General features: G+C 41.5%; 19 protein-coding genes. All 19 read right to left on the bottom strand.

Going from position 1 to position 14,160, the window contains the following annotated elements:
* Positions 1-81: 81 nt before the first annotated feature.
* Positions 82-510 (bottom strand): hypothetical protein, encoded by a 429-nt coding sequence (locus IRB79_RS27120; protein WP_243510163.1) that lies wholly within the window; start codon positions 508-510, stop codon positions 82-84.
* Positions 511-634: 124 nt separating this feature from the next.
* Positions 635-1,162 (bottom strand): hypothetical protein, encoded by a 528-nt coding sequence (locus IRB79_RS27115; RefSeq protein WP_243510162.1) that lies wholly within the window; start codon positions 1,160-1,162, stop codon positions 635-637.
* 66 nt (positions 1,163-1,228) lie between these two features.
* Positions 1,229-2,392: a peptidoglycan recognition protein family protein gene (locus IRB79_RS28115; protein ID WP_279401069.1), complete on the bottom strand. Its 1,164-nt coding sequence runs from the start codon at positions 2,390-2,392 to the stop codon at positions 1,229-1,231.
* Positions 2,393-2,473: 81 nt separating this feature from the next.
* Entirely contained in the window at positions 2,474-4,924 is a 2,451-nt protein-coding gene (locus IRB79_RS27100) for a hypothetical protein (protein ID WP_243510160.1), read from the bottom strand.
* Between the two features lie 167 nt (positions 4,925-5,091).
* Positions 5,092-5,361 (bottom strand): hypothetical protein, encoded by a 270-nt coding sequence (locus IRB79_RS27095; protein ID WP_243510158.1) that lies wholly within the window; start codon positions 5,359-5,361, stop codon positions 5,092-5,094.
* Between the two features lie 95 nt (positions 5,362-5,456).
* On the bottom strand, positions 5,457-6,059 hold the full coding sequence (locus tag IRB79_RS27090) for a hypothetical protein (protein WP_243510156.1): 603 nt from the start codon (positions 6,057-6,059) through the stop codon (positions 5,457-5,459).
* A gap of 16 nt (positions 6,060-6,075) precedes the next feature.
* Entirely contained in the window at positions 6,076-6,999 is a 924-nt protein-coding gene (locus IRB79_RS27085) for a phosphoadenosine phosphosulfate reductase domain-containing protein (RefSeq protein ID WP_243510154.1), read from the bottom strand.
* Between the two features lie 13 nt (positions 7,000-7,012).
* Positions 7,013-7,822, bottom strand: coding sequence for a ThiF family adenylyltransferase (locus IRB79_RS27080; protein WP_243510152.1), 810 nt, complete (start codon positions 7,820-7,822; stop codon positions 7,013-7,015).
* A 4-nt stretch (positions 7,823-7,826) separates the two neighbouring features.
* A complete protein-coding gene (locus IRB79_RS27075) occupies positions 7,827-8,354 on the bottom strand; it encodes a hypothetical protein (protein WP_243510149.1) in 528 nt (175 codons plus the stop codon).
* 3 nt (positions 8,355-8,357) lie between these two features.
* On the bottom strand, positions 8,358-9,098 hold the full coding sequence (locus IRB79_RS27070) for a hypothetical protein (RefSeq protein ID WP_243510147.1): 741 nt from the start codon (positions 9,096-9,098) through the stop codon (positions 8,358-8,360).
* Entirely contained in the window at positions 9,095-9,703 is a 609-nt protein-coding gene (locus IRB79_RS27065) for a hypothetical protein (protein WP_243510144.1), read from the bottom strand. Before IRB79_RS27065 ends, IRB79_RS27070 begins: the two co-directional genes overlap by 4 nt.
* Positions 9,696-10,361: a hypothetical protein gene (locus IRB79_RS27060; protein ID WP_243510142.1), complete on the bottom strand. Its 666-nt coding sequence runs from the start codon at positions 10,359-10,361 to the stop codon at positions 9,696-9,698. The genes IRB79_RS27065 and IRB79_RS27060 overlap by 8 nt, the downstream gene beginning before the upstream one ends.
* Positions 10,358-10,756 (bottom strand): hypothetical protein, encoded by a 399-nt coding sequence (locus IRB79_RS27055; RefSeq protein WP_243510141.1) that lies wholly within the window; start codon positions 10,754-10,756, stop codon positions 10,358-10,360. Before IRB79_RS27055 ends, IRB79_RS27060 begins: the two co-directional genes overlap by 4 nt.
* Positions 10,753-10,971 carry a hypothetical protein gene (locus tag IRB79_RS27050; protein ID WP_243510139.1) on the bottom strand — a complete coding sequence of 73 codons (219 nt, stop codon included), beginning with the start codon at positions 10,969-10,971 and terminating at the stop codon, positions 10,753-10,755. The genes IRB79_RS27055 and IRB79_RS27050 overlap by 4 nt, the downstream gene beginning before the upstream one ends.
* A 119-nt stretch (positions 10,972-11,090) precedes the next feature.
* The gene (locus IRB79_RS27045) at positions 11,091-11,453 is read right to left on the bottom strand and encodes a hypothetical protein (RefSeq protein WP_243510137.1); all 363 of its coding nucleotides are present in this window, start codon (positions 11,451-11,453) and stop codon (positions 11,091-11,093) included.
* On the bottom strand, positions 11,437-12,273 hold the full coding sequence (locus IRB79_RS27040) for a prohibitin family protein (RefSeq protein WP_243510133.1): 837 nt from the start codon (positions 12,271-12,273) through the stop codon (positions 11,437-11,439). Before IRB79_RS27040 ends, IRB79_RS27045 begins: the two co-directional genes overlap by 17 nt.
* Complete coding sequence (locus IRB79_RS27035) at positions 12,263-12,424, bottom strand: hypothetical protein (protein ID WP_243510130.1); 162 nt, start codon at positions 12,422-12,424, stop codon at positions 12,263-12,265. The genes IRB79_RS27040 and IRB79_RS27035 overlap by 11 nt, the downstream gene beginning before the upstream one ends.
* Positions 12,425-12,808: 384 nt before the next feature.
* On the bottom strand, positions 12,809-12,952 hold the full coding sequence (locus tag IRB79_RS27030) for a hypothetical protein (protein ID WP_243510127.1): 144 nt from the start codon (positions 12,950-12,952) through the stop codon (positions 12,809-12,811).
* A 64-nt stretch (positions 12,953-13,016) separates the two neighbouring features.
* Positions 13,017-14,138 (bottom strand): AIPR family protein, encoded by a 1,122-nt coding sequence (locus IRB79_RS27025; RefSeq protein ID WP_243510125.1) that lies wholly within the window; start codon positions 14,136-14,138, stop codon positions 13,017-13,019.
* Positions 14,139-14,160 lie beyond the last annotated feature (22 nt).

The raw sequence follows: 14,160 nt of genomic DNA, 5'->3' as shown, positions 1-14,160 counted from the left end.
CTATCAAAATCTGTTAGACTTATGATAGTAAGCAGTAAACTTAGTTTACTTTTTTATACCCAGGTACCAAAATGGGAACTTTTAATTTGGCAATTGATAGTATGTAGTGCCATCCCTTTTAAACTTATCCAAAAAGAGATACCCGCCCCTTTTTAGACCAGCAAGGGTATCAAAAAAGTTCTTCCATTTAAGGCCATATTCTTCAAATAGTATCTTCACTAATTGAGTATGTGTCACAACCTGGTGTTTCTTTAGTATGTCAGTGATCAGGCGAGATAATTCCGCATAGGAAATTTGCCCTCTGTGATTAGTTGACTTACTAAAAAATGATGGCTGGTGAACTTTTTCAGATTCAGTTTCAGGCTTAACCTTCGTTTGAACTGGTTCAGGTTCAACTGGTGCATTTTTTTGCTCAAGCTCCACAAACTGTTCTAGAATCTTGGCTTGCTCATCAAGAATTGAATAGCGGAGCAACAAAGCCTGTTTGATATCCATTTTTCCAAAATCCATACTGTTTATTAACCTCCAAAAAATAGTATTTTTGTAACTCGACACTATAATTCTACTATTTTTATAGCTGTTTGGCTAGGAGGATAATATAAAAAGCCGGGCATTTTTTGCTCGGCTTTACTTATTATGCCAATTTTAAACCTTTCATTTTAAGTACAGTACGGCCAATATGTACCATTCTAGGGTTCCAGAACTCGTCCCCTATATGTTTTTCAAGGTCATCCGCACTGACAACCTTTAGCCACTTGGAATAGTGAGGCTTGCTTACATATTCCCCGCTTTCAATCAATTCGAGCTTTTTATGCCGGTCTCCAAGCTTAAATTCTATCGTCTTATTGTCCTTATCCAATTTAATATAAACCTTATGATAAGGATTATACTTGCTGACATGTTCAACATATCCCTCTGTATTGATAGTTTCATAATAAATATTTTCTTCAACGGAAGCAGCTGACAGCCCTATTTCCCCCAGCATGATCACATCTTTCATGTCCTCATGAAAAAAGATAAGTTCAGCTTTACTGATAAGATCAATTATTTCTCCCCTAATTTTCTTTTCCATTTTATAAGTGCCTTCAGGAGAAAACTTGTAAATCCAATACTGTGCATCATCTTTTGCCTTTTCCAATGCTTTTAATAGATTTTCCTTCATAACATTCCCTCCTTAAAAATAAAAAAAGACAGATACACTTGGTATCTGCCAATCTCCAATTTTATGCTATTTAATTATAGCACCTGTGCCAGGTCCAGCAAAAATCTGAACGCGCCCAAAAGAGCTCGTCTGAATTTCGTATATATGGTTACCGCGAGACTTTAAGATTTCGTAGGTTAAACCGCCGAATTTCTTAGGCGCAAGCATTCCCTTCTCATTTCCGGCTACAGGAGCCTTATTAGTAGGATATACACGCCAAGTATCAGCAGTAGCTGGAAGAAAAAGCTTCTTTTTGGCCACGGGTTTTGGAGCGGGACTGGGTTTTGGTGCAGGAGCAGGTTTGGGAGCAGCTTGCATGGGTTCATGTGCCACTTTGCCTTTTACAGACAGTTTTTGTCCGATAGACAGTTCATTAGAAGGAAGGCCGTTAGCCTTCTTAAGTTCGTCTACAGTCATATCGAACTTCTTCGCAAGGCTGTACAATGTATCGCCTGAAACGACTGTGTAGACAGCACCAGTTACTGATAATACTTGTCCAACAGACAATGAATCAGAAGTAAGGCCATTCCACTCTTTCAAGTTGGCTACAGTTGTTTTGTATTGAACAGAAAGACTCCAAAGAGTATCTCCTGCAACGACTGTATGTGTTCCTGATGTAGCAGCTGGCTTATAAACCGGTTTGACGACTGTTTCTGCCGGCTTATTTAATGCATCCAATTCTTTCTTGACTGCTCCTAAAAAGTCATCCCAGCGGTTGGCATCTAAAATACGATGAGGGCAGTTCTTTACATAGCGTGATAAACCTCTCCTCACACCGATTTCAGTCCAGCTTTTATGGGTACGTACACGGTCAATTCCCCATTTACGCTCATGGAGCATCTGGGCAATGAAACGGATTGCCAAAGCTTCCGCTTTTTCATACCGTGGACCGCCTGATTTAGAGTAGCAGATTTCTACCCCAATCGATTTGCGGTTCCCGTCACCCTTGCTGCTGTCACCGCAATGCCAGGCGTTTCTGTTTTCAGGCACGCCCAAAATGACCTCCCGATCATCAATCGCATAGTGAAAGGAAACCTCATTGTTATTTCCAATCATATACTTGACTTCGTTCTCCGCAGTAGCGTCATTCAGGGTATTGTGAACCGTGATATATTCCGCTGTCATCGGATAAGGAGCCTTGATCCCATATTTGCTCGTTGCGACCAACATTTTTCTGACTGCAATAGTCATAGCCGTACACCCCCGTAAGAGATTGCATACTAAGATGCACGGCTAAATTAACCACTACAGTTTCTTTCCTCAATGTTTTGCTTAAGCTACTTTTGTAAAATCACCTAAGCGCATGGAAACAATAAAGACATTCCCGTTTTGCTGAGCTCCTTCGATCCCTTGAATAACAGCAGAATGATGTTTGCCGTCCATCAGAAGCGCTTCATTCATTGGCACTTGCCCTTGTGCCACAGGTGCTCCATTTTTGCCCATCATGGAGACCGTTTTATGTGTAACGGGACCATTTCCAAAGGACAGCTCACTCTGGAGTTCAATTCTCTTTCCAATTGATTGAGCCCATGAGTTAGGCGCATAGCCAGTCATGAATTGAATAACCGTTGAAGTTTCGGTTAATTCTCCGGCTCCATCTTTCAGGTTTCCAACCACTTCGGTTGTTGCAGCCTGTTTTGTTTCTGTGACCGCATGAATGCCTGTTTCTGTAAAAGTCTTGTTTATGATAGTCGAGATTGCCTGATTGGCTTTTTCCATGACACCCTGGGAATTTTCTGCAGTCATAACAGAACGGCTGCTGATTTCTTGCATTGCCCCGGCACCATTCTTGTTTGGATCAACTGTTAATTCCTGATAAGCACCAGATGCGTTCCCTGTTGGCTCAAGAAGAGTTCCTGCCGCTGTATCATATTCCTTTGTCACTGTTCCCTGATTTCCACTTGGTGAAGGTTGGGCAGCCGTTCCAGCAGATGATGCTTCTTGGGATTGTCCAATTTGAAGCTGGCGCTGGGTGTAGGACTGTTCTGTGATTGGAACGAATTCCAATACATCGCGGACATCCTCTTTTGGCTCAAACGTGAATTGAGGATACTCAACAAGGTAATCAAACTCAATAGCTAGAGATTTTCGTTTGGACTGGGCATCTTCTATAAGATCAATGTTTGTTAAGCGGGCAACCCATTTGGAATTGCGCATGCTTCCTGCTGTTAAAACATTCTTGGTTGTAGCCATTTCGAATACATCATGCATTAAAGAGATTCGGCTTTCCTTCTCTTCCGGACGAGTTAGGATCCCGAGGTTAATAGGCTTGCCAACCATTGCTTTGGCAGCTTCAAGGCTGAACATCGCCTCTGCATATGGATGCAATTCAAGGGACAGTTTATTTGTCTGCGGGAAATCAGACGGGACATCACCTTGTGGTGTAACAATGACGTTATCCGTTTTCTTTCCTGCTAAAGCTTCATGCTTTTCTTCTTTGGCAGGCTCCGCAGGTGTTTCCTTTGCTTCCTCAGTCTGTGGCTGGGAAGCTTCAGTTCCATCTGCCATAAGCAATTTGATTTCTGCAAAAGTCTTACCTTCAGCTTCTTTTAGTTCATAATCTGCGATAGTCACATAGAACGTGCCATCCTTGAACGTAGCCTTTTCATTCAATCCAACCGTAATCGTTTGGCCGCTGCCGTTTTGTGTAAACAGCTTCGCAGTGCCATCTTGAGAAACAACGGCAAAGCGCTGCTGTTTAATGGCTTCCTTGTGGTCCTTGAATTGCACAACTAGATTCGGATTAATCATGAACGTTGTCACAAGGTTAGGGGCCTCTTCTGTTTGAGCTTCTTGAACGGGAGCTACCTCTTTTTCTTTCGCATGCTCAGGGACTTCACCCTTTTCAAGCAGATTGAGGATGTTCTTAGCAATCCAACTATCATCGCTAAGCTTCTGGAAGTTCTTGAACATTACATCGACATTGCGAGATCTTCCTTTTACCTCTACCTTGCCAATTTCAAGGACATCGACGGTAACGAATTTACCTGCCTTTAAGTGGGCACGGATATCAGAAGGGAATTCCTCAATCTTCTGTGTTTTTGCAAGGGCCAGTATTTCATCATCCAGGCTTAAGGAAAGCATATAGGAACGTTTGTCCCTAAAGATAACTCCGCCCTTTTCCTTCAACACCTCAAGCTGTTCTTCTTTCGTTGTGGAAGGAAGGCCAAAATTTTCAACATAAACTTTTTCATCTCCAGGAGATGGGATTTCTGCTATTTCAGCTGGTGTATCTTCCCTTACTCCTTCAACAGGTTTTTCTGCAGATACATCCTTAACGGTTTCGACTTCGCCAAGGTCAAATGCTCCTTGCCCTGATTCATCTACGGCTAAGGTTGATTCGCTAATCAAAGCCTCTGCTTTTGGCTCTTCCGGTTGTACCGGCTCTTCCGTCGCTTCAACCGAAACTTCCTCTATAGGAGGGATTTGTTCAACCAGGGGCTTTTCTTCCGCTACTGCCTCTACTGCCGGTTCTGCAGAAGGTGTTGTGTTTTCAAGCTTTAATTCCTCCACCTTTACCTGCGTTTCCTGAGCAGCTGCCGACCCGCCTGCAAGACTTTTTAAATATCCTTCAATAACTGAAAGCATTTGGTGTTTAACTTCTGTGCTATCTTCAAAATTGACTCTTTTTAATAGCTGATCGAATTGATTTACGTTCATTAATATTCTCTCCCTTTCGTGATCCTCAATGTGTTTGATGGTTTCTTCAACTGTTTCAAGCATTGGCTTGCTCCCTTCAACGGACAAATAGTTGAAAAGAACGTAAGCCGTTAGTTTTAAAAAATCAATGGGTCGGCATCTTTTTTTGGGCAAAATTTAAAAATTAGGCAAAAGAAAAAGCCCCCAGAATTGAGGACTTTTTCGTTCATCTAATTTTATTTTGTAAGATATCAACCATAAAAACCGTTTTTGTAGCCCCTATAGCAGTGATAGCCCAATCCGCCAAAGATAACTATGGCGCATCCAATTCCATATGCTACATCAAAATCCAGGAATATCATCAGTGGAAACGAGACTATTATACAAGCAACAGTTAGGACAAAACATGATACAAGACCTAAACCAAAACAGCCTATCATCCCCAAGGCACCTTCTCGGTTTTCAGGGCTTAGCTTTAAAATAAACTTTATAAATTTAACAATAATTTTGACTACATCCATTCGCTCTCCTCCTATTGTAGTTGGCTCTGCACGATGATAATATCGGGAAAAATAAATAATTGTTTATACAAAAAAAGAGGGTGCGTTAGCACCCCTTATGGATTCAAATTAATGCCATTATTCGGCCTGTTCACTACGATGACCTGAACATCTTTCTCCGTGCGCAGCCAGTCAAGAAAGTCATTCGGGTCAATTTCTTCTTTCGATTCATTTCTAGACTTATTAATAAATTCCCCAACATGTGAGTTCATTTCATCTGGGGGCGAGTCCGTAAATAGGTAAGCCAGATTACCATCATTGTCGTCCCAAAGGTCATAAACATGTTCTGTGCTGAGAGAGAAGGACTTCTGTTCTTGTGGCTCTTTTAAATCCTTTAATAGAGTGATATCAAATGAAGTGCCTCCTAGAAGTTCTTGTACCAGCTCATCCCTGCTGTCGCATACTAAAATCCATTCATATTCACCGTAATAAGTATCGAACAGTTTTAGAGCGATCTGTTCTTGGTCTTCTGGAGATAAACCATATTTAGTTACGATGTTTTCAATTTCATAATCCTTGACATTATCAAAAGGGGCATCAATATATTTCAGTTCATATTTTCCGTTTTCTAAAGGATTAATAATGACAATAACGAAGTCGGAGGGACCTACTTTCCCTACCCATTTATTCGCTTCAACAAGTTTCCACTCAATTAACAATATCCATTTCTCCCTTCTATACAGCACAAGGTCTTTCATCAAATTTGAAATCCAGTGCTCCTTTCTTAACGAAGTCCAACAGCGAAACAGGGTTCTTTTTTTCGTACCTCATGGTGTGTCCCATGCGCTTTTCCATTTCAACCAATTCATTAAAGTCAAGAGGGTGCAATTCCGCGACCTTTGCCATTTCTGCAGGCGACAGGAATATACAGAATTTACAGCTGCACCGGGACACATACTCATAACAAGGATGAGGATCAATGCCTGCCAATCTCATTAACTCCCAAACTTCTGTTTCCAGAAGGTGATGGACAGGGCGAAGCCAATCCACGTAACGCTTTTTGGTGGGGGCGTTGGCATGTTTATAAGTCTCAAAGACTTTCTTTTTCGCCCGTCTGGAGCTCTCTTCAGCCCTTTCTCCGCTCACACACAGGTATTTTCCGGAACCTAGTGATCTGGCCCATTTACTATAGACGTCCCTTTTTAAATAACTTGTACAGAACTGCATAGCGCTTGAAGGCCACATGCCCCTCATTTCAATCCGCTCTTTTAAACTAATATCCGATGACAGCATAATAAGAGGAATGCCAAGCTTCCCTGAACAATATTTGAGATACTCATCCGTTTCTTTCCAATCAAAGAAGGCCTTTTTCTCTTCTGGCCCATCTACCCGCATATGCACGAGAACAAGCTTCTCCTTTGGCACTTTATAGCCATATAAGAGAAGCAAGACAAGCGCAATGCTGTCCTTGCCCCCGCTAAAATTGCAATGTATCTGATCATAGTCTTCAATTGAATCCATTTCTTCCGGAAGAGGGATAGTCATACGCTCCGCATAGTCCCTCAGAAAAATATCAAGCGGGTTGGGTTCTGGTACAATATCCAGTTTTACATTCAGATTAAACATGGATACTGGACTATCAACCTCGTTAAAAGCCATTTAAATGACCTCCTTAAGCTGGCAGCAATGTTGGTCTCATGGTATGAGTTAAGCTATTAAAGTTGGTGTAATGGGAATAGAGTCTTCTTTCCGCAATAATTTGGGTGAGGTAACCCATTGTCACAAGGGCTGCCATTTCATTAGCCTGCATGCGCTGGGGTTGCGACACGATATTGAGACCGCAGCTCTGTGTAGGAAGCTTGCTCTTTTTATCTTTCAAAATGTCTTTGTAAACACCGGCTACAGGGGCAAGCATAGTATCGTTGTAATGAATGCCTGTGACACAATGACCGCTGTAACCTGACTTGCGCTTTTCTTCTGCTGTGCCCTTTCTCAATATTCCATCGACTCCGCAATCTATGTAAATCAGGCTGGAGTCCTCAAGAAAGTATTTATGCATGACCTTCCTTGATGCATTGTTATCGACAGCTCCAATTAAGATTCGGAACAGGATGCGGTTTGAGTCCAATACATATGTTGCATGATTAGATGGAAAGCAATTTCTCAGCTCCTGGATGCTCTCCACGTATTCTTCACGATAAAAGATAGGGAATTGATAGGCTTTCCCGTATCTTCCAGCAAGCACCTTTGCCTTATTTTTTCCTTCATCATGCGGGAGGAATGGCTGCCGCTGAAGATTCTTTTCTTCAACTTGGTCCTGATCGACAAGGGTATAGCTGAAGGTGGAATGGTCAGAATTAAAGGAAAGAGAGGCCAGCAGTTTAGCCAGCCTCTGCGTTATATACCCTCCGTTTCCTCCGCAGCCTATCTGAACAATATCAAAATGGATCTTTCTGTTTGGGAAAAATTCGATTGGCTTCATATAATCACCCGTTCTTCGCGCCAGAAACGATTGGCACGACTAATTTTCGTTCTTCATTAGCTTCCATTCGAGTACGTTCCTTTGATAATTCTGGATAGTCCAGTTCCAGCTCCTCACGCAATTCCTCCAGTTTCATTGGCCTTGAAGGGCTAAGCTGATTGCCTGCATAAGCAACCGTCCAGGACTCATCTACCTGGATGTCTTCCTTTTTCTTTTTCTTATCTTTGGAGGTTGCTTTAGCAGCTGTTTTCTTGTCATTTTTATCAGGAGCCTTTGCTGTTTCTGTCTTCTTATCCTCATTTTTGACGGGTTCTGCTTTATCAGCGCCTGGCTTGATCGGAATAACGGCAGCTAAAGTCGAGGCAAGCTTCTCTTCTGCCTTTGGCGGCTCAGGAAAGGGGATGCCTGCAAATGGATCATCGTTTCCTGTGCTTCCGAACGGATCTGAGCTTCCTGCTGTTCCCCATAGGTTGCTGTTGTTTGTATCTAGGTTTCCGAATAAGTCCAATTGGTTTTTGTCTTTATCTGTCATGATTTAATTCCCCTCTTCTTCTTCAATTTGTAGTTCTTCCGGAAAATAGCCGTTTACCAGTTGCTTGACAAGTTTGGCCATGGTTTGCTCAGCAGTTACTAGCTGCTCATATTCAAATGATTTCTTTCCTTGGATCTCGGTAAAAATTTCTCTTTGGGTTTTGCCCCAGTAATTCCTGCCGACTCCTTCGCCATGGTAAAAGTGATCGGTAAATTCTGCATTTAGCCAATGATGGACAAATGTAGATAGCTGTACAAGATCCTTATAATCACTTTGAAAGTGGAAACACATCCCTCCATCTGCATAGACATGGGCAAAAGGCCATCTGAATAGCTCCGTGTCTTCTCTAAGCACAGTCCCTTTGAATGTAAAGACTTTTTTGGCTGTCAGCTTAAAGCTTCCATCCTGGTTTGGAACGAAAGTAAACATGAACAATAGATTCGGAAGCGGTACTTCCTTGAAAACAGTCCCATGGTAATTGATGTCGTGGCTGAATGCCTTCTTTTCCATGAATAATGCTACTTTACCGTCTGGCATAGCCATATATTTTACGGTACCTACAGGTAGGGCTGGCGTTTCAAAAACAGGCAGGTCCAATTTCTTTCTGCTTACACTCTTCTCATAGCAATTTTGCTCAATGAACTCAAAAAGCGTGTTGTGGTCTATTTCAAAATCCCGCTCCATGCCATTCTTTTGATATCGAACGCGTGGCAGGCTTTCATCCCCTAAAGTGATTTGTATCATGCTACTAATACTCCCCTTTCCTTTTGCTGCGCTGCAGGCTTGACCGCTGTATGCTCTTTAATCATCTTGGAAATATACAGGCCCAAAGCCCTTACTTCCATATAGAAATTCATATAATCGTGTTCCTGGTGGTAGCCTTCATCTTGGATTGCAAGTATGAAGCACCCTTCCTGATTGCCGAAATTCTGATAAATCTCAATATCTTCCTCCGTGTCAGCAAAACCTGAAAAATCAGAGGTTGGCAGATACACAAATTCCAATGAATGACCGCAGCCCCCTTGGTTAGATACCGTAAGTCTTTCAACGAAATTATCATCCTTTAACAAGGGAAGGATACCAGGCACGAAAATAGCTGCGTTAATATAGTAGAAACATCCATCAGACAAATCCTCATATAGCTTATCTGGCACGATAATTTCTTCATATTCGAAAGGAAAGAGCTGGTCCATCAGTTCATAAGACGGCCTGACAATCCTTTCGTCATCTTCCTCATAAATGGCATCATCAAGCATAATCTGATTCATATCGTCAATTTCATATTTGGAGCAAATGATATATGAGGTAAGTTTGTTCCTTACATCATGAACAGAAATTTTATTAAGCACCAATCTTCACCTGCCTCTTTTCATTTAGTTCAAGCATTAGTTCCTTATTAAACTCTAAAAAGCTCAAAGCAAATTTCACAAACCTTCCTATAAATTCAGGCCCCATATCTTCAAATGAATCAAAATTATCGTAGGTAAACACATACGTATATTTCATGTGCTCAGAAAATCGGGAGAAAAATGGATGGCCACCATCAAAAAATTGGGTTTTGAAATTGCTTTCATAAAACCCTAGATAGCACTGGCAATGTTCCAAATTGAAACTTGAGAACAATTCTTCCATTTTTGTAAGCCACACCAGTCTCTCGTTTGAAGTAAACCAGTGAAGATTCTCAAAAAGGGTTCGGAAGTAAAATAGGCCAGCTATCTCGATGCTAAAACCAACTTCCCTCATATTCTCGTCTATATTTTCAATTACTTGACGATATTCTTCGTCCGGCTTTTCCATCTGGATCAAGGCGCATAGCTGCTCCAGAATTTCATAACGGTAATAATTGCTCCCAATCATGTGGCGGGCTTCATCCTCATAATCAAACCAATCTATCTCCCTGACAGGAACCTTGTCATCTTTATATTGACTGATTTCATCGTGGGCCTTGGTGTATGCCTCATAAACCAGTGCTGCCTTTACCGATTCAACAGAAAAGTTCCCAATCATATAAAGTCACTATCCTCATCCAGGTGTTCTTTCAGTTCGGAAGCCTGTTTCTCTACAGCCAAACTTCGGGCGTATTCGTAATAGTAGATCCTGCCGTCCATTTGCTTTGGACCAGCCATTAGGATATCCAATTCATGATCCAGCCCTTCCTGCGCCATTTCTAAGTAGCTGTAGTCAAGACCCCGGACTAAATCAGGCGGCAGTTCTCCATCTGTGAACATATGGGTATATACAGTAGAAATAACTTGGAAATGTTGAGACCAGTCTTCCGGAATAGCTTTATCCCGGTTGGCCTCCAAAGTATTAATAAGCCCTTGAATGTTAATTTTTTCGGTCAATACCTTTTCAACGGTTACATTTGATAGGCGGTTAATTCCATGAAGTGTGGGCCTCACTCACAATCCACCCCTTGCAGCTGCTTCAGGAAACAATCAAAGTAATCGTTTTTAACCCCGAGCTCTGAAGCCAAATTTCTTAAAGATGCTGAAATGGCGTATTGTATATCTGCTTCATAGGTATTTCCCTTTTCGGTGTGGTCAGCCGCCACCGTTTCCGCCTTCATGATATTAAGTGCAATGATATTTGCAATTCTCTTTTCTGTAAGTGCCATTGGTCTTCCCTCCCCTTAAAATAAAAAAAGACCCCTCAAAGAGGAGTCTCGGATTGCAATATCGAATTATATTAGTGGGCAATTCCCACCGTCTTCAGTTTTGGCTACAATGCCTTGATTCATTCATGAACCAGTGCGACATAGGATCTGTCAGCAATAGTCGGCTCAAGCTCCATATTCATAAATCGATTAACATCATATGAATAATATTGGATTCCTGCCGCCTTAAGTAATTTACTGCGGTCTTCCCCAGTTATAAAAAGCTTATTTGGCAAGATTCCGTACTTGGAAACAAAATTATGGTACATGAGATAAAATTTTTCCCGGATTTCAGCTGATTCCAGTTCTTCCCGTATTTTTTCTCGGGCGATATATTCAGGAATAGTAAAATCCGGATTTGCATCCAATTCGCCGGAACGCATTAGCGAGTAAACACCTGGCATGATTTCCTTAATATTAAGGGGCTCATTTCTTGTCAGCATCGACAATAACCTCGCCTGTCTTCACTGTTACCCAGCCGTGCTGTTTACGTGCTTCTGCCTCAATTTTTTGAAGCAGCTCCGGTGTGATGGATTGAGCGACAATATTGTTCGCTTTTGCTTCGGCTTCCGCTTCAATCAATTTCTTCTTGGCTTCACCTTCAGCAACGACACGTTTCTTTTCGGCTTCAATTTTCTCGTTTTCAAGCTCAATCTTTTTCTTTTCTGTTTCCTGAGAAGCTTTGATTCTGGAATCAATAGCAGCTTGTGTATTTTTGTCAGGTTTAGGTGCTCCAAGTGTTACATCTGAAACCATAAAGCCCAGGCGCTTAACGTCTTCCTCGTATCTCTTTTGAATATCAAGCCCTGCTTCAGATGAATCTGCTCCATAAATGCCCAACAGATCATAGTTTGATACCGCAGCACGGGCAGCAGCCAACATACGCTTTTCAAGGTAGCCGGACTCAATATCTGTAACAGATATGTTTCCAAACTCTTTAAAGATGCTGACAACCTTTGTGGGATCTACTTTATAGGAGTAGGAAATGTCGGCATTAATATTCTTGCCGTCCTGAGTTGATAGAACCATATCGTGATAAGATACGGTTTGGAGGCGGGTAGGATACTCAATGACTTTATCGAACAGTCCAACCACATGCCAGCCTTCCTTTAATGTTTCATCCTTCACTCCGCCTGATGGGCTATACACAAGTCCTACATATCCTGTAGGGATTTTCTCAATGAACATTGGGAGAATGATTCCAAGAGCAAGAATGATGGCTCCAACGATTCCTCCGCCGATAATAAACGGTCTATTTGTCATGTCTATATTCCTCCGTTGCTTTTTCTTTGATGTTTTCTTTTTTTCGCAAAGCCGCTTTTCCGACTGAGCTGAATAAATTCGTCCCGGCTAATCCGAGAAAGAATACTACCATCAAGATGATAAGGACGATGATAGATCCAAGCTTCACCATTCTGTAATTCTCCTTCTCCTTCAATTGCGCGCTTAAGGAACGTAAGCAGTTGAACAGGAAAATACAAGGGGTGAAATGGATTTTATTCAAAAAAAATCAAAAAAAAAGCAACCCCGGAGGATTGCTGGAAAAAACATTTACCAAGTGCCTATTTTCTTATGAATCAGGTAAACCAAAGTCCATACGGCAAGAAAGGTAGACCCTGACGGTATATGATCCCATTCTCTGAAGAAAAAACAGACCACGATCAATAGAAAATTTGAAAGCAATCCAGCGTACACTAATGATCGTATAAAAACAGGATTAAACATTCTGTCAGGGCCTCCTTCAAATGAAATGTAATTTAGCTTTGTATGCTCTTTCGATGAGTGAGACTTAGGTGACTCATCTATCCACCAATTCCTTAAAAGTTTTATCGTAAAGGCGCTGTATGACATCAAAAGCTTCCTGGTCCAGTTCCTTTGCAAAATGAATTTCTTTATCTTGCTCCAACTGTTCTTTCTCAGAAGCCCGATTATTTTCCTTCATACCATCACCTTCTTTTTAAGTAGTCTACCATATTATACTAAAAAGACAATCCAAAAGGACTGTCTTAGCTTGCTTTTTGTTCTTCATGGATGCGGAAAGAAATCATTTGGGCATGCTTTAGGACTTTCTTTCTGACAGATTCCTGGCGGATGATTTCAGAGACAGCTCCATCCTCCACGTTAATGACATCAAAAACCTTTTGGAACAGTTCATCGACAAACCGCTTTCTTTGTTCAGCTGTCTTAAATCCTTCTTTCCATACGACAATGCCATTTTTATTCATTTCGGTCCCTTCAGAGGCAAGTCCTGCAACAAGCACTAATGCAAGACCTTTCATGATTCCGATTTTCTTTTCTTTTCCTCTGGTCTTTAGCCAGTTTTGTCCAATGCTCTTTTTGAGGGGCTTTAATTGAATGCCGAAGCGGCCGTTAAAAATCGTATACATGGCAATGTCATGAACATCTTTGGCGATCCATTTAAGAGTTGACTTAAAGTCATCGTCATTTCGTGTAATCCTGTTAAGAAAAGCTACGTTCGCATGCTCGGATTTTTCCATATTATATAGCATGTCCATCTCTTTAGATTTGCTATCATACTTAAATAAATTCAGAAACGCCATTTCTTCTTTAATTTCCACGTTTCCACTATCCCCTTCGTGGTAGATAACCTCAGAAGCTTTATGGCCAATGGCATCTTTGTGCCAGTCAAAGGCACCCTCTTTGTTTTGAAGGCTATATCCTTGAAGTCTTTTGTTTAGGTTTAGTGCCTCTGCAACTGCAGCGATGTTGTCTCTTTCAAGACCCAATTCAATCGTTACTTTAACCTGGCTGGTGTCCCTTCCATGGAATTTGAGGGCATGAAAAGTGTGACCCCCATTAGCTATCCCATCCCCTTTTTGGAAAGTCAAAGTATAGGATCCGTCCCCGTTTGAATCACAGGAAGAAGCAAAGATGGTAATACCGCCTGAGTTTTTGCGTGCAAACATTTGAGGTTCGCTCTTTAATGTCTTCACCATTTCCTTGTAATTCGGGTTAGATTCGCCAATAAATTGTCTTGGGTTTGGTTCGGTTGGAACTTCAAGACCAACAAAGCTGTCTCCACGGACTACGCCAACCATTTGTTTTGAGCCATCTAAGAAAGTTGTTTCTACGAATTTAGCATTTCTAAGTACGATAGTTTTTTCCAAGTTATGTCCACTCCTATTTTGT

It is taken from the genome of Cytobacillus oceanisediminis (assembly GCF_022811925.1).
Classification (GTDB): Bacteria; Bacillota; Bacilli; order Bacillales; family Cytobacillaceae; genus Cytobacillus; species Cytobacillus oceanisediminis_D.
Note: the sequence above shows the minus strand (reverse complement) of the source record. Positions and strands in the feature narration are given on the sequence as shown.

Bases quoted from the DNA above. Each gene is read 5' to 3' on its own strand.
- IRB79_RS27060 (WP_243510142.1), bottom strand. From the start codon at position 10,361: ATGATTGGGAACTTTTCTGTTGAATCGGTAAAGGCAGCACTGGTTTAT.
- IRB79_RS27045 (WP_243510137.1), bottom strand. From the start codon at position 11,453: ATGCTGACAAGAAATGAGCCCCTTAATATTAAGGAAATCATGCCAGGT.
- IRB79_RS28115 (WP_279401069.1), bottom strand. From the start codon at position 2,392: ATGACTATTGCAGTCAGAAAAATGTTGGTCGCAACGAGCAAATATGGG.
- IRB79_RS27120 (WP_243510163.1), bottom strand. From the start codon at position 510: ATGGATTTTGGAAAAATGGATATCAAACAGGCTTTGTTGCTCCGCTAT.
- IRB79_RS27035 (WP_243510130.1), bottom strand. From the start codon at position 12,424: ATGGTGAAGCTTGGATCTATCATCGTCCTTATCATCTTGATGGTAGTA.
- IRB79_RS27085 (WP_243510154.1), bottom strand. From the start codon at position 6,999: ATGGCTTTTAACGAGGTTGATAGTCCAGTATCCATGTTTAATCTGAAT.
- IRB79_RS27100 (WP_243510160.1), bottom strand. From the start codon at position 4,924: ATGCTTGAAACAGTTGAAGAAACCATCAAACACATTGAGGATCACGAA.
- IRB79_RS27075 (WP_243510149.1), bottom strand. From the start codon at position 8,354: ATGACAGATAAAGACAAAAACCAATTGGACTTATTCGGAAACCTAGAT.
- IRB79_RS27030 (WP_243510127.1), bottom strand. From the start codon at position 12,952: ATGAAGGAAAATAATCGGGCTTCTGAGAAAGAACAGTTGGAGCAAGAT.
- IRB79_RS27050 (WP_243510139.1), bottom strand. From the start codon at position 10,971: ATGGCACTTACAGAAAAGAGAATTGCAAATATCATTGCACTTAATATC.
- IRB79_RS27070 (WP_243510147.1), bottom strand. From the start codon at position 9,098: ATGATACAAATCACTTTAGGGGATGAAAGCCTGCCACGCGTTCGATAT.
- IRB79_RS27095 (WP_243510158.1), bottom strand. From the start codon at position 5,361: ATGGATGTAGTCAAAATTATTGTTAAATTTATAAAGTTTATTTTAAAG.
- IRB79_RS27115 (WP_243510162.1), bottom strand. From the start codon at position 1,162: ATGAAGGAAAATCTATTAAAAGCATTGGAAAAGGCAAAAGATGATGCA.
- IRB79_RS27040 (WP_243510133.1), bottom strand. From the start codon at position 12,273: ATGACAAATAGACCGTTTATTATCGGCGGAGGAATCGTTGGAGCCATC.
- IRB79_RS27080 (WP_243510152.1), bottom strand. From the start codon at position 7,822: ATGAAGCCAATCGAATTTTTCCCAAACAGAAAGATCCATTTTGATATT.